The organism is Micromonospora sp. ABR4_055, from assembly GCF_056160425.1.
The window spans coordinates 1-24,970 of record NZ_JBSWXD010000034.1 but is presented as its reverse complement, the minus strand read 5'-3'; the positions used below and the strand labels follow the sequence as shown (position 1 = coordinate 24,970).

The window sequence follows — 24,970 nt, the reverse complement described above, 5'->3', positions numbered from 1 at the left end:
AAGGCTCCCGCCCGTCTCTATGGGTAGTCGGCCCGGGTCGTCGCGCGTCGCAACTCGTCGGCGACGGCCCGGATCACCTGCTGGGTACCGGCCGAGTCGAACAGGTGCCCGCCGCTGACCAGGTCCAGCGTGAAACCGCCGGTGGTCTCGGCCTTCCACTCGCGCATCCGGTCGGGCGGGCCCTCGGCGTCGTCGATGCCGGCGAACGCATTGATTGGGGTCGGCAGCGGCGTCGCCGGGCTGGCGTGGTACGAGTCGACCAGAATCAGGTCGGCGCGCACCGTGGGCAGCAGACCCGCGAGCAGCGCCGGCTCCGCGAAGATCTCCGCCGGCGTGCCACCCATGTGACGCAGATAGGCGATCACGTCATCGTCGGACCAGACGGCCCGGCCTTCCCGGTGCCTCGGTGCGGCGACGTTGGCCAGAAAGAGCCGTGCCGGCAGCGGCAGCCCTTCCTCGCGCAGGCGGTGGGTAAGCGCCCACGCCACCCGGGCACCCATGCTCAGGCCGTACAACGCGTACGGCTCGCCGAGCAGCGGCCGCAGCACGTCGACGAGTTGGTCGAGTAACACCGGCATCCGATCGAGCGGCGGTTCCCGGAAGCGGTCGGCCCGTCCCGGGAGCTGCACGGCGACCGGTTCAATTGTAGTGGGCATCAACCGGGGCCAGTCCCGGTACGTCGCGGCGGTGCCGCCGGCGTGGTGGAAGCAGAAGAGCCGGATGTCCGCAGGCTCCCGCCGGCCGGCCGGCTTGAGCCATCGTGTCCCGACCATCAGCGGGTGCTGAGCGGGCGCAGGTCGGTCCAGTTCTGCTCCACGAAGTCCAGACAGGTCTGTCGGTCGTCCTCGGGGTGCACGATCCGCCAGCCGGCCGGGACCGCGAGGTGGCTGGGCCACAGCGAATGCTGTTCCTCATCGTTGGCGAGAACGAGGAACCGTCCGTCCGGGTCGTCGAAAGGGTTCATGACGCTGACTCCTTCTCCAGGTTGTGCGCCGCGGTGTCTCGGCGGACCCGCTCAGGTGGGTAGACGTAGCGCAACAGCGGGCCGGTCATGGCTGTCGTGACGAGCGTCATGACGACCATCAGCGAGTACAGGGACTGGTCGAGCACGCCGAGTTGCAGCCCGATGGTCAGGGCGATGAGCTCGGTGAGCCCGCGGGTGTTAAGCAGGATCGCCAGCAACGTGGCGTGGCGCGGCTGGATCCCGGTGGCCCGGGCGCCGAGGAACGCTCCACCGAACTTGCCGCCGATCGCCACGAGCAGGATCAGTGCGAGTTCACCGAGCCCGGTGCCGTCCGTACGCGAAAGGTCGACCTTCATGCCGGCGGCCGAGAAGAAGACCGGCAGCAGCACCCATGCGGAGGCACGATCGATCCAGGGCAGCGCGATTCGGCGCAGCGACACCGCACCCTGGCGCGGCATGGTGACACCGAACAAGAACGCGCCGAATATCTGGTGCAGCCCCATCCACTCGGTCGCCTGGGCCGAGAGGAAGAGCCCCACGGCCACCGCAAGGCCTACGCCGATCACCGCGAGCCTGCTGTCCCCGGAGCGCTGGGCAGCGAGACGGGCGAGCAACGGCCGCAGGAACCGCAGCAGCAGAATCGCGAACGGCACCACGAGCAGCACCCGCCAAAGGTCGCCGCCGTCGCCGGCCACCGCGGCGACCACCGCCAGCATGGACCAGGCGAGCACGTCGTCGACGGCCGCGCAGGCTAGGGCGACCCCACCGATGGGAGTGTCGATCAGGCCCTTGTCGGCGAGGATCCGGGCCAGCACCGGGAACGCGGTGACCGCCATAGCCGTGCCGAGGAACAGGACGAAGGCAAGCCGGTTGTCGCTGGGGTGCCGCGACAGCAGGTGCAACGCCAGCAGCGCGCCGAGGCCGAACGGCAGGATCACCGAGCTCACCGACACCGTGGCGGCGACCCTGCCGGCGCCTCTGGGTAGAGCGTCGTCGAGATGCAGGCCGACGAGGAACATGAAGACGGCCACCCCGACGGTGGCGATCAGGCTCAGTGCCGGGCGTACGTCAGCGGGAAAAACCGTCCGAGTCAGCTCACCACCGAACAGCGTGGGGCCGAGCATGACGCCACCGAGGATCTCGCCGATCACCCGGGGTTGGCCGAGTTTCTGGGCCAGCGTCCCGAGTAGCCGCGCCACGACGACGATCACGGCCAGACCCAGCAGCAGGAAAGCCACCTCGTCGACCTTCACCGTGTACTTCCTTCCACCCCGCATTCGAGCAGGACCCCGCCAGGGCGACACCGCCCGCTGCCGGAAACGCTATGGGCGCGCGCGTTCGCGGGTGCAGTCACCGGAACCAGCGACGGACGTCCTGGTAGCGCATGCCGTTAACTGGGGCGGGCACCCGGATGCGAAGGGAACGGCATGACATTCACGCCGACCAGTGACCATGTGCCGCTCGTGGGCGACCAGCAGAATCCGGTGCCAGCGCTGCCCGGTCCGCCGGGCGGCACCCGTTGGTCCTGCACCGGAGACCTCGCGCGACGGCATTCGGATGGCCGTGTCGAGATCCTCGGCCGGACCGGCGACCAGACGCTGTGCACCCGCTACATGCCCGATGCGTCCGGACGGCTGGCGCCCGTGGTGGCACCTCCCGCCGCAACGTCACCGCCGGTCGAAGACGGTGTCCCCACGGCAGTCCCCGCGGCCGAGCTGGCGCGGCCGTTCGAGCTCGGCTCGGCGACGCCGGTCCGGATCCGGCTCCTCCGCGACCCCGACGGCTACGTGTTGCTCGTGGTCGTACACGAAATCGCCGCCGACGAACACTCCCGCGCCCTGACCGCCGCGCAGCTGCGAGGCGTCTACCGGGGCCGCACGGTCGCTGATCCGCCGCTGCGCGCCGCCCACCATGCGCAGTGGCACCGCGATCTGATGGCCGGCCCGGCCGGCACCCGGCACCCGGCGTTCTGGCGGCAGGCGCTGGACTGGCTCGACCCGGCGAAGCTGTGCACCGACCGGTCCCGCTCCGCCGACCGGGACTGGCACGCCGGCACAGTCCGGTTCGCGCTCACCCCGGACGAGGCAAGCGGGCTGCGTGACGCCGTGACCGCACACGGCGTCACCGCCTCGGCGGGGCTGCTCACCGCGTTCCTCGTGGTGCTGTCGCGGCACGTGGACGGCACCGATCTGACCACCGGTGTCCCGGTCGACGGATGCAACCGCCCCGAGCTGGCAACGCTGGTCGCCGCCCTGACCAGTATGGTGGCGCGGGCCCGGATCGGTGACGTGCCCGATTACGCAGGGCTGCTCCCCTGGGTCGGCGCGGCGGTGCTCGCGGTGATCGGCCACGCCACCGTCCCGTACGACGGCATCGTCATGGCGGGGTTGGAGGGCTCGCAGACCGCACCGGATCCGGCCCGGCATCCGTTGTTCGACGCGATGTTCGCGCTGCACGGGATCGCCGAGCCGGCCGGGTTCCCGCTCCCCGACCCGCCGGGGGCGCGGCTTGACCTCTGTTGCCGGCCCGTCCAGCGGGCGATCGGCGGGCTGGACGGCCGGCTCGACTACGCTACCCAGCTGTTCGACGAGGCGACGATCGCCGGGTTCGCCAAGGACTTCACCGCCCGGGTGGGGCGCGTTCCCTCTCTTCTGGAGTGACAACGATGCGTACCGAAAGCCCTCACGGGCCCTACGACCCCTTCTCGTACGAGGTGCAGGAGGATCCCTATCCTTTTTACGCCTGGATGCGGGAGAACGCCCCGGTCTATCGCAACCAGGAGCGCAACTTCTACGCGGTGTCCCGCTACGAAGACGTGTCCACCGTGCTACGCGACCCGCGCCGATTCACCAACCGCAACGGCATCTCGCTGGAGCCGTCGCTGTGGGGCCCGCAGGCGTACAAGAACGTGTTCTTTCTTGCCCTCGACCCGCCGGACCATGGCGCCCTGCGCAGCCTGACCGCCAAGGATTTCACGCCGCGGCACGTCGGCAGACGCGCCAAACGCATCCGCGAGCTGACCAGACGCCGGCTGGATCCGCTACTGGAGGCGGGGGACAGCTTCGACTTCGCCGCCGATTTCGCCGCCGCCGTGCCCAACGACGTCGTCTGCGAGATGCTCGGGATTCCCGAGGCGGACTGGGACACGATCCGGTTCGACACCGACCTGCTGACCAAACGGGAGAGCGACTCCGATGAGCGGTCGCCGGAGACCCTGGCGGCGGCGTTCCGGCTGGCGACCTACTATGTCCATCTGGTCGCCGACATCCGCAAGCATCCGAGCGACAACCTGGTGTCGATCCTCTGCCAGTCGAACGTCAAGGGCGTCAAGCTGTCCGACTCGGAGATCATCGCCTTCATCTTCCTCATCGTCAGCGGTGGCAACGAATCCACCGGGAAACTGATCGGCAGCGCCTGGTACCACGGGTGGCGCATGCCGCAGGTGCAGCGGGCCGGGCTGGGCGGCCGGTACGGCGACTGGATCAACGAGACGTTGCGCTACGACAACTCCAGCCAGATGACGTCGCGGACAGCCACCGAGGACGTCGTGCTGCACGACACGCTCATCCCCGCCGGGAGCCGGGTCGTGGTGCTGCACGCCTCGGCCAACCGGGATCACCGGGTGTTCGACAACCCGGACACGTTCGACATCGATCGCGACACCCGCAAGATGCTCAGCTTCGGTGCCGGACCGCACCACTGCCTCGGCGGCGCGCTTGCCAAGGTGGAGATGGAGATCGTGCTGGAGGAGATCGCCAAGAAGGTTGAGTCGTACGAGGTCGACATCGCGCGCACCGAGCGGGTCCACTCGGCACACCAGCGCGGCTTCCAGCACCTGCCTATCACTGTGAAGCGCCGCCGCACGTCCGGCTGAGACAGGAGATCAGGTCATGACCCACCGGCTCAGCCTCGGGTACGTCAACAAGCCCTCGCTGACCGCCTCCCGCTATCTGCCCGACCCGTTTCGCTCTGGTGCCGGGCGAGCGCCTGTACCGGACCGGTGACCTGGTCCGGTTCCGGGCTGACGGCACCCTGCTCTACCTCGGGCGGTGGGATTTCCAGATCAAGTCCGCGGGCGGCGCATCGAACTGGGTGAAATCGAGACCACGCTACAGCGCCACCCGGGCGTACGCGCACGGCGCCGTTGTGGGTGCCGGTCGGCGTTCTGTGCGGCGCCGTGACCCTGTTCGCACCGGGCGAGAGGAGCTCGCCGCCTACCGGTCGGCCGGCGCGGCACCGGCCCGACAGCGAGGTCGAGTACGCGCGCCGCGCTCGGCGACCCACTGGAAGTGTTCGCGCTCGGCTGGACCTGCTGGGCGTCACCGGCGCCGTCGTCATCACCGGTCCAGGGCAGGGCACGGCGGCGTACGTGACCGGCACCCACCTCGACGTCGGGCGGATACGCCAGCGCCTCGTCAAGAGCCTGCCGGAGTATCTAGTGCCGCGCCGGGTGATCCCGCTCGACCGGTCCCTCGCTGACCTCCGGCGACGGCCACGACCTGGCGGGTCTGCCCTGAACGCAAGTCGCGCCTCGGGACTTCCGGGCGCGCGACTCGTAGGTCACCGGTGGATCAGTTCCTCTACCGCCGACAGCCCTGCGGTCAGTTCGGCCGTCGTCCCGCCGAAGCCCAGCCGTGCGTAGCCGGCGAAGGCGTCACCGAAGCAGGAGCCCGGCACCAGGAGCACCCGGTGGTGCCGGGCGAGATCGTGGCAGAGCCCGGTCACGTCCGGCCTGCCAAGGAACTCCACGAACGTCGAGACACCACCGTCCGGCGGGTTCACCCGGACCAGGTCCGGCAGAGTGCCGGCCCACCGCAGCAGCCGTCGGCGGTTGGCCGAGGCGTGCGCGTGCTGCAGCTTGACGATCTGGTCGGCGTTGCGCACCGCCAGCTCGGCGAAGAACTCCAGCACCGGCGACACGTACAGGGCGATGTAGTCGCGCAGGATCGCGGCACGGGCCAGCAGGTCCGGTGGCGCGACGCACCAGCCGACCCGCAACCCGGCAAGCCCATAGCTCTTGGAGAGTGTGCCGAAGCAGATCGTCTTCTCGTAACGATCGTACGGCAGCGGCAACGGCGCGCCGGTATAAGTCATCTCGCCGAACGCGTTGTCCCACACCAGCCACGCATTCGCCTCGCGGGCGATGGCGATGATCTCCTCCTGCTCGGCGGCGGTGATGCTGACGCCGGTCGGGTTGTGCGGGAAGTTCACCACGATCATCCGCAGCCGGCTGCGCGCCAGTTGCCGCAGCAGCGGCAGGTCGGCCCGGAATCCCTCGCTCACCTGCAGCGGCCACGGCGTGATCCGGCAGCCCCGCCACTTCGCGATGTCGTGCAACTGCTGGTACGCCGGGTCCACGACGATGATCTCGTCACCCGGCTCGACCGCGAGGTGCATCATCAGGTAGATCGCCTCGCTGGAGCCGTGCGTGACCATCACCGGGTCGACATCCCCGCCCGTCCAGCGGTCGGCGAGCGCGGCGCGCAGGCCACCGCCGCCGTAACTCTCACTGTCCCGGATGACCATCGTACTCAGATCGGCGAGGTCGGCGCCGCCGATGGCGAGCAACTCGGCCATGGACAGATCACGTACTCCGCTGCTGCCGATGTCGTGATCGACCTCGTGGTAGTAGCTGCGCATCCAGGCTTCGAGCCGGGCAACAGCGATATCCATGGCGCATGGTCCTTTCCCGCGTGGACTTCCTCCAGGCGACGCTACCGATCGGTTGGACAAGTCGGGACGTCACGTGAACACGGCTCAATCACGGGGCCCGCACCCGTCGTAGCGTCGCCTCGTGGACGCCTGCGAGGGAGTCAGTATGAGCACCCACGACATCGAGGACATCTACGAGTTGTCACCGCTGCAACAGGCCATCCTGTTCCACACGCTCTACGCCGGTGACACCGACGTCTATGTCAACCAGCGCAGCTTCTACGTTGACGGGCCGCTGGACGTCGACACGTTGCTGCTGGCGTGGGAGCAGACGGCTCGCGCGCACACGATCCTGCGGACCTCGTTCCACTGGGAGGGTCTGGACAAGCCAGTCCAGGTGGTGCACCGCGACGTGCCGTCGCAGATCACCAGGTACGACTGGTCCGGCGAGCCGGACCAGCAGGAGCGCTTCGACCGGTTACGGGCCGAGGATCTGACCACCGGGTTCGACCCGGCAGTCGTCCCGCTCCAGCGGCTGCACCTGGTCAAGTTCGACGACCGCCGGCACGGTGTCATCTGGACCAACCACCTGCTGCTGCTCGACGGCTGGTCAGTGCCGATCTTCCTGAACGACGTACTGCGCCGCTATGCCAACCTCGCCTTCGGCACCCCGCCACCCGAGCCGGCGCCCCCGTACCGCGACTACATCGCCTGGTTGCAGCGACAGGATCTGGACGCAGCAAAAGACTTCTGGTCCCGTACGCTGTCCGGCCGGGCCGGGTCCGCCGCACTGGCGCCGCTGCTGCCCGCCAACCCGCATGGCGCCGAGGGCACGCTCGACGAACGCACGGTTCGGCTCCCCGGCGGCGTCGAGACGCGGCTACGAGACAAAGCCGCGAGGCACCGAGTCACCCTCAACACTGTGCTGCACGCGGCTTGGGCGCTGGTCCTGCAACGCTTCAGCGGCGAGGCCGAGGTGATGTTCGGCGTCACCAGCGCCGGCCGCCCGCCCGAAGTGCCCCGCGTCGACCGAATGATGGGTCTGCTCACCAACACCTTGCCGGTACACGTGACGGTGCCCGATGACGGCGAGGTAGGGCCCTGGCTGCACGACATCCAAACGGGCTACACCGCCGTCCGCCGCTACGAGTACAGTCCGCTCGCCCAGATCAAGCAGTGGATCGGCGCGACCGGCACCCAGCCGTTGTTCAACAGCCTGTTCATCTTCGACAACTACTCGCTCGACGTGAGCGCCGACGAGCTCGGCCAGCTGCTGTCGGTACGCCCTGTCGACACGATCGAGAAGACGAGCCAGCCGCTCGTGCTGACCGTCACGCCCGAGCCGCACCTGGCCCTGCGGATCCACATCCTGCGCGAACGGTTCGTACCCGGCGCGGCCGACGAGATCCTCGACTGCTTCCAGGCCGCGCTCGCCGGGCTGGCCGAACACGACCGCGTCGCCGAGATCGCCGCCACGCTACCGGCGCCGGCCACCGAACAGGGCCCGGTGGTGAACTATCGGGACGCGGACGCGACACTACCCGAGCTAATCGAACGGCAGGCGGCCATGACCCCAGACGCCGTCGCCGTCGTCACCGACGATGAGTTCTGCCGGTACGGGGAACTGCTGGACCGGGCCCGGCAGGCTGCGGCCGTGCTCGGCACGCTCGGGGTCGGTCCAGGCGACGTCGTCGGGATCTGTGCCGAGCGGTCGCTGCACATGGTGACCGGCATTCTCGGCGCGCTGTTCGCCGGGGCGGCCTACCTGCCGCTCGACCCGACGCTCCCGGCCGCCCGGCTGGCGTTCATGCTCGCCGACGCCGACGCGCGCGCGGTGATCGCGACGCCCGAGTCCGCCGCGCATGCCCGCGCCGCTGGTGCCCGGACCGTGCTGATCCCGGACGGGTTCCCGGCCACAGAGCAGGGCTGGGTCAGACCTGCGGTGAGCGGCGCCGACCCCGCGTACGTGATGTACACCTCCGGATCAACCGGTCGACCCAAGGGCGTCGTCATCACCCATCGGGCGGTGGTCAACCGCCTTCTATGGACGCAACAGACGTTCGAGCTCGCCGCCGACGACCGGGTGATGCAGAAGACACCGTTCGGTTTCGACGTTTCGGTGTGGGAGCTGTTCTGGCCGCTCATCACCGGCGCCACAATGGTAGTGGCCGCGCCGGGCGGGCACCAGGATGCCGAATACCTGGCCGAGGCCTTCATCCGCCACAAGGTGACCACCGCACACTTCGTGCCGTCGATGCTGCAACTGTTCGTGGACGAGCCCGCTGCGGCCGACCTGCCGCTGCTTCGCCGGGTGATCTGCAGCGGCGAGGCGCTGCCCTACCCTCTGGCTCGGCGGTTCCGCGAACTGCTACCCGACGTGGGGTTACACAACCTCTACGGCCCGACCGAGGCGACCGTCGACGTGACCTGGTGGGACTGCAGCCGTCCCGGGCCGCCAAGTGTAGTGCCGATCGGGTTTCCGGTGGCGAACACCGGCGCGTACGTACTGGACCGACGGCTACAGGAGGTGCCGGTCGGCGTACCGGGTGAGCTGTACCTCGGCGGTGTCCAGCTGGCACGGGGATACCTCGCGCGGCCCGGGCTGACTGCGTCGACGTTCGTCGCCCACCCGCTCGCAGGGCCGGGCGGACGGCTCTATCGCACCGGTGACAAGGCGCGCCGGCTGCGAGACGGGTCCCTGGAGTTCCTCGGCCGACTCGACCACCAAGTGAAGCTGCGCGGCTACCGGATCGAGTTGGGCGAGATCGAGCAGGTGCTGGCCGGTCACCCCGGTGTCCGGGAGGCCGTGGTCGTCGCCTGCGGCCGCGACGACTCCCTGCAGCTCGCCGCATACCTTACGGTGGCCAGCGACACCGCGCCCGACCAGCGGGCGCTGCGCGAGCACCTACAGACCGAACTACCCCGCTACATGCTGCCGGCCACGTTCACCGTACTGCCCGCGATGCCGCTGACCCACAACGGCAAACTGGATCGGGCCGCCCTGCCGGCCCCCGCAGCGAGCGGCGCCAAGTCTCCCGTCCGGGCGCCACAGACCGCGTCCACGCCGGCCGCCGCCGATGAGGAGGCGGTGCTCTCCGTCTACCGCGAGATCCTCAACCTGACCGACGTCGATACCGACGCGAGCTTCTTCGACCTGGGCGGGAACTCCTACGACGCCGTCCGCGCGATCCGCCGCATCGAGGGGGCGACGGTCGGGTTGCTCGTCGCCAACCCCAGCGCGCGGGCGCTGGCCGCGGCCCTGCGCTCTGTACAAGAACCGGACGGCATCCTGCTACGCCTGACCGGCCCGGCGCTAGCCGGGCACACCCTGGTCTGCGTCCCGTTCGGCGGTGGCAGCGCGATCAGCTATCGGCCGCTCGCAGAGGTCTTGCCGCCGGAGGTGGCGCTGCACGCCGTCACGCTGCCCGGGCACGACATCGGTGGCCACCCGGAGCTGCGTCCCCTGGAGGACGTGGCGCAGGAGACGGTGGAGGCCGTCCTGCGAAGCACCTCCGGCCCCACCTCAGTCTACGGGCACTGTGCCGGCGTCGCGCTGGCCGTCGAGGTGGCCCGCCTGCTTGAGGCGGCAGGCCGACGGGTCGAACGGGTACTGCTCGGCGGGTCGTTCCCGTTCTACGATCCGGGTCCGGTCGGCCGGGTCGTGCAGCGTAGCCTCGCCGCCATGGTCAGCCGCGGGTGGCTGAGGGTCTCGGCGAACACGGTCGGGCTCACCGGCAACGACCGCCCTGGCGCCGACGTCGCCGAGATGCGCTACCTGCGCTCGATCGGCGGGTTCGAGGGCGTGGTCGACGACGAAGTGCTGGCGTTCGTCATGCGTGCCTTCCGCCACGACGTCGCCCAGGCCAGCCGCTACTTCTCGACACGCTGGACCCGCAAGTCGGATACGCCGCCGCTGGCAGCACCGATCACCTTCATCGCCGGTACGGACGACCCGCTCACTCCCCGCTACGAACAGCGGTGGCGCATGTGGGAACGGTTCAGCCGCAGCGTCGAGCTGACCACCGTGCCGGGCGGCGGGCACTACTTCCACCAGCAGCAACCCGAGATGGTCGCCAAGATCCTGGAGAGCGCCCTCACATCGGAAGCGCGGCGATGACGGGTACGGTCGCCGGCCGGCTGAGTCTGGCCGACGCCCTCGCGGCCGTAGCCGAGGCGCGGTGTTTCCGCCCGGAGCATCGCAGCCCTCAAGGAAGCCAGCCTGAGTCGCTGGCGATCCCGGCGCGGTTCGGCGGTCACGGATTCGACACGTTGGGTCTCCGCCGCGGTTTCTCCAGCTGGTACGGAACAAAGGCGAGCACGCCAGGGCTGTCCGGCCCGCGATCGATCAAATCGCCGACGTGAATCACCATGGCGTCTGGATCCGTCAGCATAGGCGCCACGGCCTGGGACAGCCGCTCGGCACATCCACCGACGTCACCAATGATCATGATCTCGCCATGTCGACCTCCGCACGGCCGATGCTAGTGCTGCTCCACGTGAGTTCATGGAGGGGTGATCAGGCTGGCTGGTCTCCGAGGTAGAGGTAGCAGGCGCAGTCCAGGCAGTCCTCGGGTGCCGAAGGACAGGAATGGGCAGGACGCTGTCCTGGTAGGTGCTGCGGCTGGCCAGGTATATGGCGATGCACCGCGTGTGCAGGACCCTGATAAAGCGCGGCGGCAGAGGGGATCAGCTCGCCGTCGTTCAGATTGCTGCCGACGTAGGCGAATCCGGTACAGAAGCGGACCTCGACGCGAGCCAGTCAGGCCCGCGGTCCTTGGCTCGGGCGTTGTGTGCCGAGCGTCGTGCCGCCGTCGCCGCCGAGTTGCACGGGCCCCGTAGGACACTCGGTGTCCGCACCCCCGCCGAGCTACTATCAGCCCGTCATAAGCATGAACACCCACTGTTGCAACGACCGAGTTGAATCCGCCGCGTGGAAGAGGTCGGCGGCCTGCCGCCCGATGGCCTGGTATGTAGGAACCTCCGTCAATAGGTGTCGCGGGGTGCGAGGCCGAGGCGACCTTGGGCCAGGATTCGACGGATGGCGCCGAGGCCGACGCGGTGGCCGGAGTCCGAGCAGTTCGCCGTGGATTCTCTTGTGGCCCCAGTGGGGTTGTCCCGGGCCATCCGTCGGATGGGATCGACCCAGCGTGGCCCTCAGAACCTACCGGCCGTAGTGCGGAATTCACGCAGGCGATGAGTCGCACTGCACGTACCCCGGCGACGCACCGGGATCGCCCGGGATCTACTGTGTCCGGGCGGCATCTGTCGTTCCGACCCCCTTTTGTGTGACAGCCAAGTGGCCTGTGGCTGCCCGTAACGTCTGAGCCATGGCACACCCTTCCCCGGCTCGCACCCTCCCCGATCCCGACGAGGGTGCGGAGATCCCTGACCACCCCGTCCCGCCGCGCACACCCGTCGAGGACGCCATCGCGGAGATCTGGTCGGATGTGCTGGGTCGCACGGACGTCGGCGTCCTCGACGACTTCTTCGAACTCGGCGGCCACTCGCTGCTGGCCCCCCGCGTAGTCGCACGGATCCGCAAGACGCTCGGCGTGCACATCCCGGTGATGGACTTCTTCGAGTCCCCGACGGTGGCGGCGCTGGCCGCTGTCGTGGCCGCCCGCTCCACGGCGGAGCCGCAGTTGATCGGACGCCGGACGCCGGACGCCAAGCCGGTGCTCTCCTACGACCAGCAGCGGCTGTGGCTGGAGGACCAGCTGCTGCCCGGCGCGGCGTACAACGTACACGGGCGACGGCGGCTCGCCGGCGACCTCGACATCGCCGCGCTGGAGGCGAGCGTCCGGGTGATCCTGGAACGCCACGAGGCGCTGCGCACCCGCTTCCCCACCGCGGATGGTCAACCGATACAGGTGGTCGACGACGCCGACCCGGACTGGCGCCTGGATGTGCGGGACCTGCGCGACAGCAACGGCGATCGACAGGCGGCGGCGATCGTGCTCGCCGACGAGCAGGCGGCTACGCCGTTCGACCTCGCCGAAGGACCGCTGTTCCGGTGCCAGCTGGTGCGCCTGACCGACACCACGTACGTGCTCAGCGTCACCATGCACCACATCATCTCCGATGCCTGGTCGATCGGGCTCTTCGTCCGCGAGCTGTCCGCGCTGTACCAGGCCGGCGGCGACGCGGCCCGTGCCGGCCTGCCGCCGCTGCCGGTCCAGTACCGCGACTACGCGTCGTGGCAGCGCGGCTGGCTGGTTGGCGAACGGCTCCAGAAGCAGGTCGACTACTGGCATCGCCACCTGGCCGGCGCTCCGCCGACGCTGGCGCTGCCGACCGCACAGCGCTTCCTCTCCGCTCAAGGCGGCGGCGCCGACACGATCCCGTTCGCCCTCACGGTCGAGGAGACCACCGCGCTGCACGAGCTGTGCCGCAGGCACGGAGTGACTCCGTTCATGGCGCTGCTGGCGACCGAGTCGGCGGTACTGAGCCGATGGTCGGGGCAGTCCGATGTGGTCATCGGTGTGCCGGTCGCGAGACGCGGCAACGCCGACACCGACAAGCTAATCGGCTTCCTGGTCAACACCCTGCCGATGCGGGTGGAGCTGTCCAGCGCGGCGACCTTCGCCGACCTGCTCGCCCAGGTGCGCAAGACCTCCCTGGACGGGTACGCGCACGCGGACGCCCCCTTCGACATGCTCGTCAAAGACCTCCAAGCTAGCCGCGACCCGCGCCGCACACCGCTGTTCCAGGCTGTGCTGAACGTCGTAGGCGGGCCCGAGGTCGAGTACATCAGCGGCATCGAGGTCGAGCCGATGGACGAGGCGCCGACAATGCCGAGCAAGTTCGACCTCGCGCTCATCGCCCGTGAGCGGGAAGGCGCCCTGCGGCTGGAACTCTACTTCAACGCCGACCGGTTCCGGGTCGAGATGATGCGGCTGCTCGCCGAGCACATCGGCACCTTCCTGCGCGCGGTGCTGGCCGACCCGACCCGCAGCATCCTGGACTACCCGCTCGGGCCCGCACCACCGCCGCAGGAACCGGCCCCGGTGGATCGCGCCGCCCCGCACCTGGCGGTCGCCCGGCACGCCCGCGGCGCCGACTGGGTCGCGGTCGTCGACGCCGACGGCGAGTGGGGGTACCGGTGGCTCGACAGTGCCGCCGCGAAGGTGGCCGCTGTCCTCGACTCCCGGGGCGTGCGGGCCGGTGGCCACGTCGCGGTCGTCCGCCGCCGCGGCGCCGCCTTCGTTGCCGCACTCGTCGGCTGTCTACGGGCGGGCGCGACGTTCACGGTGACCGAGCCGGACAGTGTGGTGGCGGTGCGCTACCTCGGTGCCGCGCTCCTGCTCGACGTGCACCCCGACGGGGAGTCCGCACCGGACACGGTGGAACTCGGCGGAATCTTCGCCGGGGAGCCGCCGGCACCGGACGACGCGGACGCCGCCGAGCCGGGTAGCGACTGGGCAGTCGAGCGGTTCGGGCTGACCAGCGACGACCGGTTCGCGGTGCTGTCCGGACAGCCGGGTCACCTGATGTCGGCGCTCGCCAGCGCGTTCACCGCCGGCGGCACCCTGGTACTGTCCGACGGCCCGGTCGCCGGCGACGTCGCCGGCTGGCTGCGCGACAAGGCGATCACGGTGGCGTATCTGAGCCCGCCGGTGCTCCGCGCGGCGGGGTACGGATCGGACACCACGGTTCCGGCGCTGCGCTTGGCCTTGGTCGGCAACAACGGCGAGCTGATCTCGCACGACGTCACCGCGCTGCGGCGGCTGGCCCCGGGCAGCCGGTACGTTGCCGCCTACCGGACCCGTCCCGACGGCCTTCCCCTGGCCACCTACGAGGTGCCGGCGAACTGGCAGCAGGAGACCGCGCCACTGCGGGTGCCGCTCGGCACCGAACTGGACGGCACGCCGGCGACGCTGCGCCACCCGTCGGGGCAGGCAGCCGCAGTCGGCGAGGTGGCCGAACTCTGCTTCGGCTCCCAGCAGACCGGTGACCTGGGCCGGCGGTGGCCGGACGGAACGCTGGAGTTTGTCGGCCGGCTCGGCGCGAGCCCGCTGATCGACCCGGTCGAGACCGCCGGCGCCCTACGCGACCTGCCCGAGGTACGGGACGCCGTGGTCACCGAAAAGGTCGGCATGGACGGCGAGACCACGCTGGTGGGATACCTGACCGGACCCGACCCAGCGCAGGGGACAAACCTTCGCCAGCAACTGATGCTGCGTCTGCCCAGCTTCCTCATCCCCAGCCACTTCGTGGTTCTGGACCGGCTGCCACTCGCGGCGGACGGCACGTACGACCTAGCCGTCCTCGGCGAACACGACGCGGACGGCGGGGCCGGCGACGAATACGTCGCCCCGCGCACCCCGATGGAACGGCAGCTCACTGACATCCTCCAGGAGCTGCTCGGGCTGGACCGCGTCGGCATCCACGACAGCTTCTTCGAACTCGGCGGGTTCTCGCTGCTGGCGACCCAGCTCACGACGAGAATCCGGGAGCAGTTCAACGTCGAACTGTCGCTGCGGGACGTCTTCGAGTCACCCACCGTCGACGAACTGGCCCAGCTCATCGTCCGTACCCAGGGCGAGCTGGCCGGCGTTGAGGACCTAGAGGCGCTGCTCGACGAGATCGGTCCAGCCGAGCCGGAGCGCGGGTGAGATCGAAGATGGTCGGCGAGTCGGAGCACCTGGTCCCGCTGGGCGGCACCCGCTGGACGCTGTGGCGGGAGAGCGCCCTGCGCGGCGCGGGCTTTCCCGCCGAGCGGTTCACCGAGATCTGCGACGACGAACTGGCCGTCGCCGCGGACCTGCTCGACGACGCGGTACCGGCCACGCAGGAGCGGTACCGGAAGATCTTTGCCGAGGCTGCGGACCGGCTCAGCGCCGCGATCCGCCGTACCGCCGGGGAGAGCACCTTCCGGGAGGCGGTGACCTGGCAGAACCCAAACCTGATCCGGGACTGCCTGGACAAGGCCGCGGCCGGCGAGCCGCGCAACACCCGCGGCCGGGGGCACGAGCAGACAATCGTCAACTACCTCCAGCGGTACTGCCTCAAGAACGACACCGTCGGCTTCTTCGGGCCGGTCGGCTGGGCCCGGATCGGTCCGGAGGACATCGGCCTGATCAGCGAGCCGGGGCCGCAGCTACTCGCCCGACGCACGGCGTACTTCGAGGGCTGGGCGATCGACGCGGTCGCGGACACGATCGCCGCCCGCCCGGAGCTGTGGCCATGGCTGCGCCCCCGTGTATCGCCATCCACTGTGGTCATCGGCAGTTCGCTGCGGCTGCCGTTCCGCAAGCCTGTCACGCTGACAGCTCAGGAGTTACAGGTCCTGGCCCGCTGCGACGGCCGGCGTACCGTACGGGACATCGCCGGTCACCCGCTTGACCCGGCGACCGTCGCGACGCTACTGCGGCTGCGCGATCACGGCGCGGTCCGTATCGACCTCGGCGTCCACCTTGTCACCTGGCCCGAGCAGGAGCTCTCGGAGCTGCTGGACGCGATCGGCGACCCCGCGGTGCGAGCCGGTGCCCGCAAGCCGCTGGAGGAGATGGTCCACGCCCGGGACGCCCTGCACGCCGCGGCCGGCGACCCGGACCGGCTTCTCCGGGCGATGGAAGCGCTAGCAGAGACGTTCTCCCGGATCACCGGCAGCGCCGCCACCCGCCGCTCCGGCACCACCTACGCCGGGCGGACACTGGTCTACGAGGACACCGCCCGCGCCGGTGAGGTACGCGTGGGGCGCCGGCTCACCGACCCGCTCGCCCCCGCCCTGGGGCTGATGCTCGACAGCGCGGTGTGGCTGGCGAACGCGGTCGGCGAACGGTACCAGGCCAAGGCGCTGGACGTGGTGGACCGCGAGGCAGCCCGCACCGGCAAGCCAGCGATGCCGCTGCTCCAGCTGCTCACCTCTGTCTTGCCGGAGCTGGCCCGGCTGGCCCAGGGCGGCGCCGGTTCGGAGATCGTGGACGAGTTCGAGATCGAGTTCCAGGAGCGCTGGCGCCGGGTGCTCGACCTGCTGCCGGAGCGGTTCGAGCAGGTCCGCGAGCACCAGGTGACCAGCGACGAGATCGCCGAGCGGGCGGCGCGGGAGTTCGCCACATCGGCACCGCTGTGGAGCATCGCCCGCTGGCACTCCCCTGACCTAATGATCGCCGCGACCGACCCGCAGGCACTCGCCAGCGGCGACGTCGACTTCGTTCTCGGCGAGCTGCACGCCGCAACCAATACGCTGGAGAGCAAACTTTTCATCGCCCAGCACCACGAGCCCAAACGCCTCACCGCCGCCTCCGCCGCAGTCGGCTTCACCCACCGGGTCTTTACGATCCCGAGGATGGACGCGCCGCAGACCACCACCCGGATGTCGCGCGCCGTCGAGCTGATGCTGCCCGACTACACGTACATCTGCGTCGGTGCCGAGACCTTCGAACCGCCGCCGGGCGCCACCGTGGTCTCCGCGCTGGACATGGTCGCCGAACGCCAGGGCGACGAGGTGGTGGTGCGCCATCGTACCGGTGCCGGCCCCGCGCACCGCTTCCTCGAGGTTATCGGCGAACCGCTGTCGGTGCTCGCCTCCAACGCGTTCCACCCCTTCGCCGGCGGCCGACACCGGCCCCGCATCACGATCGACCGGCTGGTCGTCGGCCGCGAGTCGTGGACGCTGCCGGCGTCCGGCGCGACCTGGGCGTTCGTCAAGGACGAGGACAAGCGGTACGCGCAGGCGCGGCGCTGGCGAGCGAAGCACGAACTGCCCGAGCGGGGCTTCGTGCGGGTGGACGTGGAGAGCAAGCCGATGGCCGTCGACTTCCGCAGCCTGCCCCTGGTTAATCTGCTGGCGAAGTCGATCCGGCGGACCGCCGGGTCGGGCGCCGGCAAGGTCACAATCACCGAAATGCTGCCGGACGTTGACCAGCTCTGGCTGCGCGATGCCGCCGGCAACCGCTACACCGCCGAGCTGCGCATCGTCGCCATCACCCCGGAGTGACCACGCCCGCACATGTTGACGCGGCAGCGGGGGCAAAGTGCCGGTCAGCGGCGGGTGACTGCCGTGGGGAGCTTGGCCCAGCCGCGCTGGTGCGGGGAGTGGATGGCGCGGGCGTTACTCAGGTCGATGTCGTAGTCGCTGACCACTGCGCCCAGCTCCTCCAGCGCCACGGTGATCTCCAGTTGGGCGAGCACGGCGCCGAGGCAGAAGTGCGGTCCGTGGCCGAAACTGATCATGGCGCTGGTGTCCCGGTCGAGGTCGAAGCAGTCCGGGTCGGGGAAGACTGCGGCGTCCCGGTTCGCGGAGCCGGGCAGCAGGGCGATCCGCGCCCCTTCCGGGACCCGGACGCCGTGGATCTCGGTCTCCCGGGTCAGCGTGCGGGCCATCATCTGGCTCGGCGAGTCGTAGCGCAGTGCCTCGTTGCCCCAGTCCGTGGACCGCCCCTTCAGCCCGGCGCGGGCCACGTCCGGGAAGCGCCAGCCGTGGTACCAGGCCAGGCCGATCTGCTTGCCGGTGGACTCGTTGGTGGCGCTGACGAGTAGGAAAAGGAACGCGACGAGCTGGGAGTCGGTGAGCGGCTGGCCGTCGACCTCGGCGGCGATCATCGCGGAGATAAGGTCGTCGGCAGGGCGTCGGCGCCGCTGGTTGACGAGGCCGACGTAGTAGACCGCGAGCCGGAAGCCGGCGTCGATGGTGTCGGCGGATCGCACATCGGCGCCGTCCTCGCAGTGATTGAGCAGGTCGTTGTCTGCGCGGATCCGGTCCCAGTCCTCGCGTGGAATGCCGATCAGGTCGCACATCACGTCGTTGGGGACGGCTGCGGCGAACTCGCCCGCGAAGTCGAACGAGGGGCGCTCCAGCAGCGGCAGCAGCCGCGCCCGGGTCAGCTCCCGCACCCGCGGCTCGGCTTCCCTGACCCACCGCGGCTTGAACGTGGTGCCCAGCAGCCGCCGCATCGCGCCGTGCTCGGGCGGGTCCATGGCGAGAAAGAAGCTTGTCTTGACCGCCTCGGGACCCCACAGGTCCGGTTCCAGCGAAATGCCGTTGCGGCTCGAGAAGAGCGAGGGATTGCGCAGCGCGGGAAGCACGTCCTCGTACCGAGAGAGGGCCCAGAAGTCCCGCGCCTCGTTGCGGTACAGCGGCGCGTGCTCGCGCATGTACGCGTAAGTCGGGTAGGGATCCTCGTGGATCCGGTACGAAAAGGGATCGTAACCGGGAACATCGGTGATCGCATCCATCGACAGACTCCGTACCCGCGAGAAACATGCCCCAAGGGAAACGTATGGCGCGGACCGTACCCGGTCGTGTCCCGTAAACACGGTGCCGGCCACCGCTTTACATCGTGTCGGACAGCTGGCCGGTCGGGCTGGTGCTGCGCGAGCTTCCGCCCTGTACCTCGCCGGCGGCGACCCGGAGCGCGCCGGGCGGCCGCCGCTGACCGTCCAGTACCGCGACTACGCCACCGACGCAGCGGCCCCACAACCCGGGTACCAACAAACCCGAATCCTGCGGCTACTCCCCGTCGACCCCACCCAACCCCGCTGGACATGACCGACGACCACTCGGCCATGGGTGGGTGACGAACTTCCGGCGTGTCGCTGCCCGGTAAACAGCGAGGCCTCCGGTAGATGGCTTATCGACCAAGACGAACCATCAACACGGAGACCTCGTGACCAGCGTAGCGGTGACAAGGCGGCACGACCTGACCGACGCTCAGTGGGCAGTCCTGGAACCACTCCTACCCACCGCACGCCGACCGGGGCCGACCGTCCACATCAACGAAACGGCAGCTCATCGACGCGATCCGGTGGCGCACACGGGCCGGCGCCCCGTGGCGGGACATCCCCGACCACTACGGCTCCTGGGCGGCGGCGTACGCCCTGTTCCGCCGGTGGCAGCGCGACGGCACCTGGGCACGGATCCTGACCGCGTTACAGGCCCTGGCCGACGCGGCGGGACGCATCGTCTGGGACGTGTCCGTGGACTCCACGATCACCCGAGCGCACCAGCACGCCGCCGGAGCGCGTAAAAGGGGGATCTGCAGGCCGAACCACCCGGTGGTACCGGGTCGGAACCCGACGACCACGCGTTGGGGCGTTCCCGTGGCGGACGGACCACGAAACTGCACCTGGGCTGTGAACAGGGCCGCAAGCCGCTGTCGATCGTGCTGACCGGCGGGCAGCGTGGCGACAGCCCGCAGTTCACGACGGTCCTCGACGGTGTGCGGGTGCCCCGGCTGAAGTCCGGCCGGCCCCGGACCCGTCCGGACCGGGTGCTGGCGGACAAGGCGTACACGTCGAAGGCGAACCGCGCCTACCTGCGTCGACGGGGTATCGCCACGACGATCCCGTCCAAGGCCGACCAGGACGCCAACCGGCGCGGGCTGGGGTCGAAGGGCGGCAGGCCACCGGCCTTCGACCCCGAAATCTACAAGCAACACCACGCGGTCGAGTGCGGCATCAACCGGCTCACGCGCAACCGTGCCGTCGCGACCCGCTACGACAAACTCGCCGTCCGTTACGAGGCGACCGTGCAGGTCGCAGCGATCAACGAGTGGCTGTGACCGACTTCGATACACGCCCTAGACGGGTTCGTCGCCGAAGGTGAGCAGTTCGGCGTTGACGCCGCTGAGCCGGTCATTGTGGATCATCAACCGCGCGGAATAGAGGTCGCGCAGGTGACGTCCGACCGAGAAGTCCCCAACTTCCGAGTAGCCGGCCATCCCGCAGACCTCTAGGGCGAGCTGCGCGATCCGGAGCGCGTCGATGGACACCTGCATCTTCAGGGCGTTGGCGCGGATGCCGAGTGCGCCGCCGCGCGGGTCAGCAGCGTAGTCGGCGGCGAACTGGCGGATCGAGTCCTTGATCATCTGACCGCGAGCGTGCGTCCAGGCCACGCGCGGGTCGGGCGCGGCGGTGCTCTTGCGCAGCTTCAAGCGGTTGTAGGCGATCGCCCTGCGCAGGGCGTCATCGGCAATGCCCGACCAGACGGCGGCCCAGAGGAGGTGGGACAGCGGGACCATGCGCTGCGTCGCGATCTCGCTGAACGGCTGCCGCAGTACCTGCCAAGGGCGTACCACCGCGCTGATCGCGTACGGCGCGCTGCACGTGCCGCGCATCCCCAGCGTGTCCCACGATCCGGTCTGCCGCAGTGTCGCCTGGCGCGCCTCGACCAGCACGAGCACCTGGTCGCCAGCTGCGGCCTCGGGGTCGCGCCGGGCGGTGACCAGGAACGCGTCAGCGGCACCGGCGTAGGAGACGGTCGGGGCCCGCTTGACGATCTCGACGCCGCCGGGCACCGGCCGAACCGCAGCCTTGCTCATACGCAGGTTGCCGCCGACCCCCTCCTCGGAGGTGACGGAGGCGATCAGCAGCTGTTCCCGGGCGGCCCGCCGGAGGTAGTCGGCGACCTCGGGCTGTTGATCCGCGCTGGGCTCCATGCAGCCGAGCTGGATCTGGTGCATCGCCCAGATCATCGCCGTCGACCCGCACAGTGCCCCCAGCCTCCGGCCTATCTCGCTGAGCCGTACCGCATCGAAGCCCGGACCGCCGTACCGCGTCGGGATCGCCGCCGACATGAGCTCGGCGCTCCTGAGCGCCGCGACGCTCCGGTTGGGAAAGGCTGCGGCCTTGTCCGCCTTGACCGCTTCCTCAGTGATGACGGCACGGGCCGCGTCCACCGCCCGCAGCGCGTCGGCCAGGCTCAACGCGGTGGTACCGGCGCGGCTCATCTACCATCTCCGTTCAGCAGGGTGCTCTCCACGATCTCCGGCTGCTGTTGGTGAAAACAGTGACCACCGCGTGGCGCGGTGGCCACGTCGACGGTCGTGCTGAGGAAGACCGGTACCGACCAGCCGCCGAGCAACAGGTGATGCGTCAAACGACACCGTGAATGCGGCCGTCGAACTTGATGAGTTGCAGCCGCCGCATCGGCGGAACTGCCGGATCGAAGCCAGCTGCCACGTCTTCGGCAATCAGCTGCTTGAAGCGCTCGTCCTGGTCCGCTAGGCCGGACCAATCGTACTGGATGATCCGTGGCGGCACGTCCCGGTGCACGTTCTGAACCGACCGATCCATCCACTCCCCAGTGGAACGACGTGCGCAGGATCGTGTGCGCACGCGTGGTCTGCTCCCACGCCTGCCGAAGCATGTCGACGTCCCGATACCCTGCCACGAGGGAAATACGCCGGTTTAGATACACGTCGGCGTCGCCGTCGCCGAAAATGCGGAACAGGAGTCCCTGTTGGAGCGGCGACAGCTCATAGCTATCCTCGAAGTCGCCGACGTTCATCCCTGACTCCCTGGCAGCGGCCAGCCACATGGCCGACGGAGGAAGGCCGTCCACATGGTGGTGACGCTACCGGCAGGTCCTGGCACGAGTGCGTCACATGAACGGGGGATGAAAGCCGGCTCGCCCTCCGGTCGGTGAGCCGCCTCTACGTGACCCCTTTCCTCCTCGGCATCACCGCGTACCCCACCGGCCAATGGATGGTCCAGCAGGCCTGCAGCCTCATCATGGACCGGCCAACATGCCGGCCGGTTCCGAGCCCTCAGCCGCGACCGCGACGGCAAGTACACTCCGCCTTCGACCAAGTCGCCGCAGCCGAAGGCATCACCGTGGTCAAAAACGCTACCCCACGCGGGTGGTCGTGGTGACCACCTCGTTCGTGCCGCCGGTGATCCCCAAGGTGGCCCGGACGGCGGTGTCGGTACCGTGCGGGTGCCGAAAACCTCGTCCGTCCTGGTCACGACCTTCTTGAACACTGAGATCCGAACTCACTTGCACCCTTGACTCCGCCCTCCCTGGCGCGGCGGGTGATCGACGTTGAGCGGTGCGCGAGGATGACTTGTTGTGCTGCTGCGACGGGCCTACCTCGGCGTAACCAACACTTTCGCGCTGCTACGGCTGCTGCCGATGAGCGACCGGGACAAGGATGCCGAGATTCTCGTGCTGCGCCACCAGGTCACGGTCCTGCAGCGGCAGCTGCCTGGCGAGACGGTCCGGTTCACCCCGGCTGACCGGGCGTGGCTTGCTGCTGTGCTCCACCGGCTACCCCGCGACGTGCTGCGCAACCTGCGACTGCTGGTCCGCCCGGAGACGGTGCTGCGCTGGCACCGTGACCTGATCGCTCGCCGGCACGCCAGAATCTCCCGACCCCGGCGGGCCGGCCGGCCACGTACCGTGCGGTCGATCCGTCGGCTGGTGCTGCGCCTGGCACACGAGAACACGACGTGGGGGTACCGTCGCATCCACGGCGAACTGCTCGTCCTGGGTGTGGAGGTCGCGGCTTCCACCGTCTGGGAGATCCTGCGGCAGGGCAGCCCACGGCGTGGGTTGCGGCCGCTGGTCTCGACGAAGGCGTCCTTGGAGTCGACTGCCGCCAGGTAAGCGCTCGAGTAGCGGTCGTGTTTCGGCAGCCCACCGGCTGTACTGAGCGCAGGCTCCGCACATGGCCCGCCCGCCGAAGGGGTGGCTGCAGCCGCACTCGCCACAGCAGGCGCATGGGGTGCAGGGATGCGCAACTCCCTCGGCATCGAGGACCATCGGTTCCTGGTCGCCGAGCGCAGAGCCAACCCGTCGGCGATCCGCTCGGCCTGGTCGACCGCCGCGAGCAGTGTCTCGGCGAACTGCCGTGCCGTCGGCTCGTCGAGCAACAGCCGCAGCAGTCGAATCTGCACCGGGGGTGAGTCGTCGTCATCGTTACCGATGAACAGGCCCATCGTGACGACACTGATCGGCCCGGCCAGCGACGCGGGGCTGTTCGAGGTCGCCGGTTCGTCAGAGCGTGGGCCGCGGCGGTGGTCGCCGCGCCGCGGGTGGCGTCGACGGCGTCTCGGGTGCTGTACGAGGCGCTGGCCTCGGTGTTCACCTGCCTCGGGTTCGACGCCCTGGACGACAAGGTGTTCCAGGACCTGGCCATCGCGCGGATCGTGGAACCGACCTCGATCCGCGACACCGGCCGGGTACTGACCGACCTGGGGTGTCAGCCGGCCAGCGAGAAGGCGATGCGCCGCACCCTGACCCGCGCCCACACGAGCGCATACCGGGCCCAGATCGCGCGGCTGTGCTTCGCCCACGCCCCGCCTCGCCGCTTGACGCAACCCATAGGGACAGCCCGTCCACAGGCCGGTCCACGAACTGGGCGCCCTCGCTGCGGAGCAATTGCATAGGTCGGTCACGCTATGTTCTGTCGTCAGTGCGGGCTGCGGTGGTGGGAGGTCGGTTTGAGACGCCGTTCGGTGCTGATGCTATCCGTTCTAGCACTGGGGTTGAGCCTCGTGTTCGCGCTGGTGGGCAATATGGCCACGGGCACGGTGGACCCGCCCGAGTCGTGGCGGTGGTGGGCACCGGTGATGTGGACGATGGCCGCGCTGGTGGCGGCCGGCTCGCTGCGGGTGGCGTATCTCGTGTTTTCCCGGTCCGAGGTTGTGGGTGGTGCGGATGACCAAGTCATCACTGATCTGGCGGCTCGACTGCGGCAACAGTGGTCGGGAGAGGCGGTGCGGCGGGAGGTAACCCGGCCGGCACCGTTGCTGGTTACATGGCGTTCGACCGGACGGCCGGCAGCGAGCAGGCAGGCGGTACTGGGCAATCCGCTGGGTGGAGACTGGCTGCAGTTTCCACTGCGCGGGCACACCGATCTTCCCTCGGACAGGCGGAACCGTGGGGGTGAGCAGAGCGGCATCAACCAAGAGATCGTGACGGCGTTTCGAGAGCTGCCCCGGCGACATCTGTTGGTACTGGGCGAGCCCGGCGCGGGCAAGAGCGTGTTCGCGCTGCTGCTCACATTAGGACTGCTCAATACTCGCAGGGACGTCGGCGAGGCTGATGTGCCGGTGCTGCTAGCGATCAATACATGGGATCCGGCCGTTTCGGTCGGTGAGTTTCTAGCCCGCCGGGTCGCCGAAGACTATGCCGAGGTGCTCGAGCCGTACGGAGATCCGCGACGGGTGGCCGACCGGCTGGTCGAGCACGGAAGGATTCTGCCTGTACTCGACGGGCTGGATGAGCTGCCAGCTGCGGCGATCGTCAGGGCATTGAAGCGCCTTGACACGTATGCGGCAACGGGCCGACCATTGGTGGCGACCTGTCGTAGCCGCGAGTACGAGCAGGCAGCCACCGGCTCGGAGACGATTCTAGCCACCGCAGCCGTGGTAGAACTGGAGCCGGTAACCATCGACGCGGCGATTGCCTACCTGTCCTATCCGGAACCGGCTCGGCAGCGCTGGGAATCGGTTTTCGCTCATCTCAGGAGCGTCCATAGCGCGGACGAGCCCACCTCCGCAGCGAGACGTGATCCTGTGAGGTCTATTCACAGGCAATCCTGTAGAAGTGCAGCCCGATGACACAGGAGATCGTTTCCGTGAAGGTCGCGAGCGGTCTGCGGTAGTCGGTGTGCAGGATTCTCCAGG

Annotated in this window: 15 protein-coding genes and 3 pseudogenes; 10 read left to right on the top strand and 8 right to left on the bottom strand. The window is 69.3% G+C overall.

Translation table 11 applies throughout. From position 1 onward, the window contains the following. Positions 1–17: 17 nt before the first annotated feature. From ACXAHD_RS10925 to ACXAHD_RS10915, 3 genes are read right to left on the bottom strand one after another with little or no spacing between them, the layout of a single operon-like run. Entirely contained in the window at positions 18–773 is a 756-nt protein-coding gene (locus ACXAHD_RS10925) for a thioesterase II family protein (protein ID WP_475050195.1), read from the bottom strand. Beyond that, a complete protein-coding gene (locus ACXAHD_RS10920) occupies positions 773–964 on the bottom strand; it encodes an MbtH family protein (RefSeq protein WP_421367806.1) in 192 nt (63 codons plus the stop codon). Before ACXAHD_RS10920 ends, ACXAHD_RS10925 begins: the two co-directional genes overlap by 1 nt. Further along, on the bottom strand, positions 961–2,217 hold the full coding sequence (locus ACXAHD_RS10915; protein WP_475050192.1) for a cation:proton antiporter domain-containing protein: 1,257 nt from the start codon (positions 2,215–2,217) through the stop codon (positions 961–963). The genes ACXAHD_RS10920 and ACXAHD_RS10915 overlap by 4 nt, the downstream gene beginning before the upstream one ends. Before the next feature lie 174 nt (positions 2,218–2,391). On the opposite strand from ACXAHD_RS10915, the gene ACXAHD_RS10910 reads away from it, so the two are divergent. From ACXAHD_RS10910 to ACXAHD_RS10900, 3 genes and pseudogenes are all read left to right on the top strand, one after another. Further along, a complete protein-coding gene (locus ACXAHD_RS10910) occupies positions 2,392–3,624 on the top strand; it encodes a condensation domain-containing protein (RefSeq protein WP_475050189.1) in 1,233 nt (410 codons plus the stop codon). A gap of 5 nt (positions 3,625–3,629) precedes the next feature. Then, positions 3,630–4,838, top strand: a complete 1,209-nt coding sequence (locus ACXAHD_RS10905; RefSeq protein WP_421367812.1) for a cytochrome P450 — start codon at positions 3,630–3,632, stop codon at positions 4,836–4,838. 25 nt (positions 4,839–4,863) lie between these two features. Continuing rightward, positions 4,864–5,100, top strand: a pseudogene (locus tag ACXAHD_RS10900) (hypothetical protein); the annotation flags it as partial. A 424-nt stretch (positions 5,101–5,524) separates the two neighbouring features. Here the strand turns inward: ACXAHD_RS10900 and vioD are convergent. Then, a complete protein-coding gene (vioD, locus tag ACXAHD_RS10895; RefSeq protein ID WP_475050185.1) occupies positions 5,525–6,637 on the bottom strand; it encodes a capreomycidine synthase in 1,113 nt (370 codons plus the stop codon). A 145-nt stretch (positions 6,638–6,782) separates the two neighbouring features. Here vioD and ACXAHD_RS10890 point away from each other — a divergent pair, with 145 nt between their 5' ends. Continuing rightward, on the top strand, positions 6,783–10,733 hold the full coding sequence (locus ACXAHD_RS10890; RefSeq protein ID WP_475050182.1) for a thioesterase II family protein: 3,951 nt from the start codon (positions 6,783–6,785) through the stop codon (positions 10,731–10,733). A gap of 136 nt (positions 10,734–10,869) precedes the next feature. On the opposite strand, the gene ACXAHD_RS10885 is transcribed toward ACXAHD_RS10890, so the two are convergent. Further along, positions 10,870–11,064: a metallophosphoesterase gene (locus ACXAHD_RS10885; RefSeq protein WP_475050180.1), complete on the bottom strand. Its 195-nt coding sequence runs from the start codon at positions 11,062–11,064 to the stop codon at positions 10,870–10,872. Positions 11,065–11,943: 879 nt separating this feature from the next. Between ACXAHD_RS10885 and ACXAHD_RS10880 the strand changes: the two genes are divergently transcribed. Together ACXAHD_RS10880 and ACXAHD_RS10875 are read left to right on the top strand one after the other, a co-directional pair. Then, a complete protein-coding gene (locus tag ACXAHD_RS10880) occupies positions 11,944–15,231 on the top strand; it encodes a condensation domain-containing protein (RefSeq protein WP_475050178.1) in 3,288 nt (1,095 codons plus the stop codon). Further along, on the top strand, positions 15,228–17,558 hold the full coding sequence (locus tag ACXAHD_RS10875; protein WP_475050175.1) for a lantibiotic dehydratase: 2,331 nt from the start codon (positions 15,228–15,230) through the stop codon (positions 17,556–17,558). Before ACXAHD_RS10880 ends, ACXAHD_RS10875 begins: the two co-directional genes overlap by 4 nt. Positions 17,559–17,602: 44 nt before the next feature. Here ACXAHD_RS10875 and ACXAHD_RS10870 read toward each other — a convergent pair whose 3' ends face one another. After that, the gene (locus tag ACXAHD_RS10870) at positions 17,603–18,796 is read right to left on the bottom strand and encodes a cytochrome P450 (RefSeq protein WP_475050172.1); all 1,194 of its coding nucleotides are present in this window, start codon (positions 18,794–18,796) and stop codon (positions 17,603–17,605) included. A gap of 446 nt (positions 18,797–19,242) precedes the next feature. Here ACXAHD_RS10870 and ACXAHD_RS10865 point away from each other — a divergent pair. Beyond that, positions 19,243–20,121 (top strand): annotated as a pseudogene (locus ACXAHD_RS10865) (IS5 family transposase). Positions 20,122–20,139: 18 nt separating this feature from the next. On the opposite strand, the gene ACXAHD_RS10860 reads toward ACXAHD_RS10865, so the two are convergent. Both ACXAHD_RS10860 and ACXAHD_RS10855 read right to left on the bottom strand, forming a co-directional pair. After that, positions 20,140–21,264 carry an acyl-CoA dehydrogenase family protein gene (locus ACXAHD_RS10860; RefSeq protein ID WP_475050169.1) on the bottom strand — a complete coding sequence of 375 codons (1,125 nt, stop codon included), beginning with the start codon at positions 21,262–21,264 and terminating at the stop codon, positions 20,140–20,142. 169 nt (positions 21,265–21,433) lie between these two features. After that, a complete protein-coding gene (locus ACXAHD_RS10855) occupies positions 21,434–21,634 on the bottom strand; it encodes a hypothetical protein (RefSeq protein WP_475050167.1) in 201 nt (66 codons plus the stop codon). A gap of 775 nt (positions 21,635–22,409) precedes the next feature. On the opposite strand from ACXAHD_RS10855, the gene ACXAHD_RS10850 reads away from it, so the two are divergent. The 3 genes and pseudogenes from ACXAHD_RS10850 (at position 22,410) to ACXAHD_RS10840 (ending at position 24,904) form a co-directional block, all read left to right on the top strand. Next, positions 22,410–22,946, top strand: coding sequence for a hypothetical protein (locus ACXAHD_RS10850; RefSeq protein WP_475050164.1), 537 nt, complete (start codon positions 22,410–22,412; stop codon positions 22,944–22,946). Between the two features lie 342 nt (positions 22,947–23,288). After that, positions 23,289–23,638: pseudogene (locus tag ACXAHD_RS10845) on the top strand (IS1634 family transposase); the annotation flags it as partial. 198 nt (positions 23,639–23,836) lie between these two features. Further along, positions 23,837–24,904 (top strand): NACHT domain-containing protein, encoded by a 1,068-nt coding sequence (locus ACXAHD_RS10840; RefSeq protein WP_475050162.1) that lies wholly within the window; start codon positions 23,837–23,839, stop codon positions 24,902–24,904. The last annotated feature ends 66 nt before the right edge of the window (positions 24,905–24,970 follow it).

Bases quoted from the DNA above. Each gene is read 5' to 3' on its own strand.
- ACXAHD_RS10925 (WP_475050195.1), bottom strand. From the start codon at position 773: ATGGTCGGGACACGATGGCTCAAGCCGGCCGGCCGGCGGGAGCCTGCG.
- ACXAHD_RS10920 (WP_421367806.1), bottom strand. From the start codon at position 964: ATGAACCCTTTCGACGACCCGGACGGACGGTTCCTCGTTCTCGCCAAC.
- ACXAHD_RS10910 (WP_475050189.1), top strand. From the start codon at position 2,392: ATGACATTCACGCCGACCAGTGACCATGTGCCGCTCGTGGGCGACCAG.
- ACXAHD_RS10905 (WP_421367812.1), top strand. From the start codon at position 3,630: ATGCGTACCGAAAGCCCTCACGGGCCCTACGACCCCTTCTCGTACGAG.
- vioD (WP_475050185.1), bottom strand. From the start codon at position 6,637: ATGGATATCGCTGTTGCCCGGCTCGAAGCCTGGATGCGCAGCTACTAC.
- ACXAHD_RS10890 (WP_475050182.1), top strand. From the start codon at position 6,783: ATGAGCACCCACGACATCGAGGACATCTACGAGTTGTCACCGCTGCAA.
- ACXAHD_RS10885 (WP_475050180.1), bottom strand. From the start codon at position 11,064: ATGATCATTGGTGACGTCGGTGGATGTGCCGAGCGGCTGTCCCAGGCC.
- ACXAHD_RS10880 (WP_475050178.1), top strand. From the start codon at position 11,944: ATGGCACACCCTTCCCCGGCTCGCACCCTCCCCGATCCCGACGAGGGT.
- ACXAHD_RS10870 (WP_475050172.1), bottom strand. From the start codon at position 18,796: ATGGATGCGATCACCGATGTTCCCGGTTACGATCCCTTTTCGTACCGG.
- ACXAHD_RS10855 (WP_475050167.1), bottom strand. From the start codon at position 21,634: ATGGATCGGTCGGTTCAGAACGTGCACCGGGACGTGCCGCCACGGATC.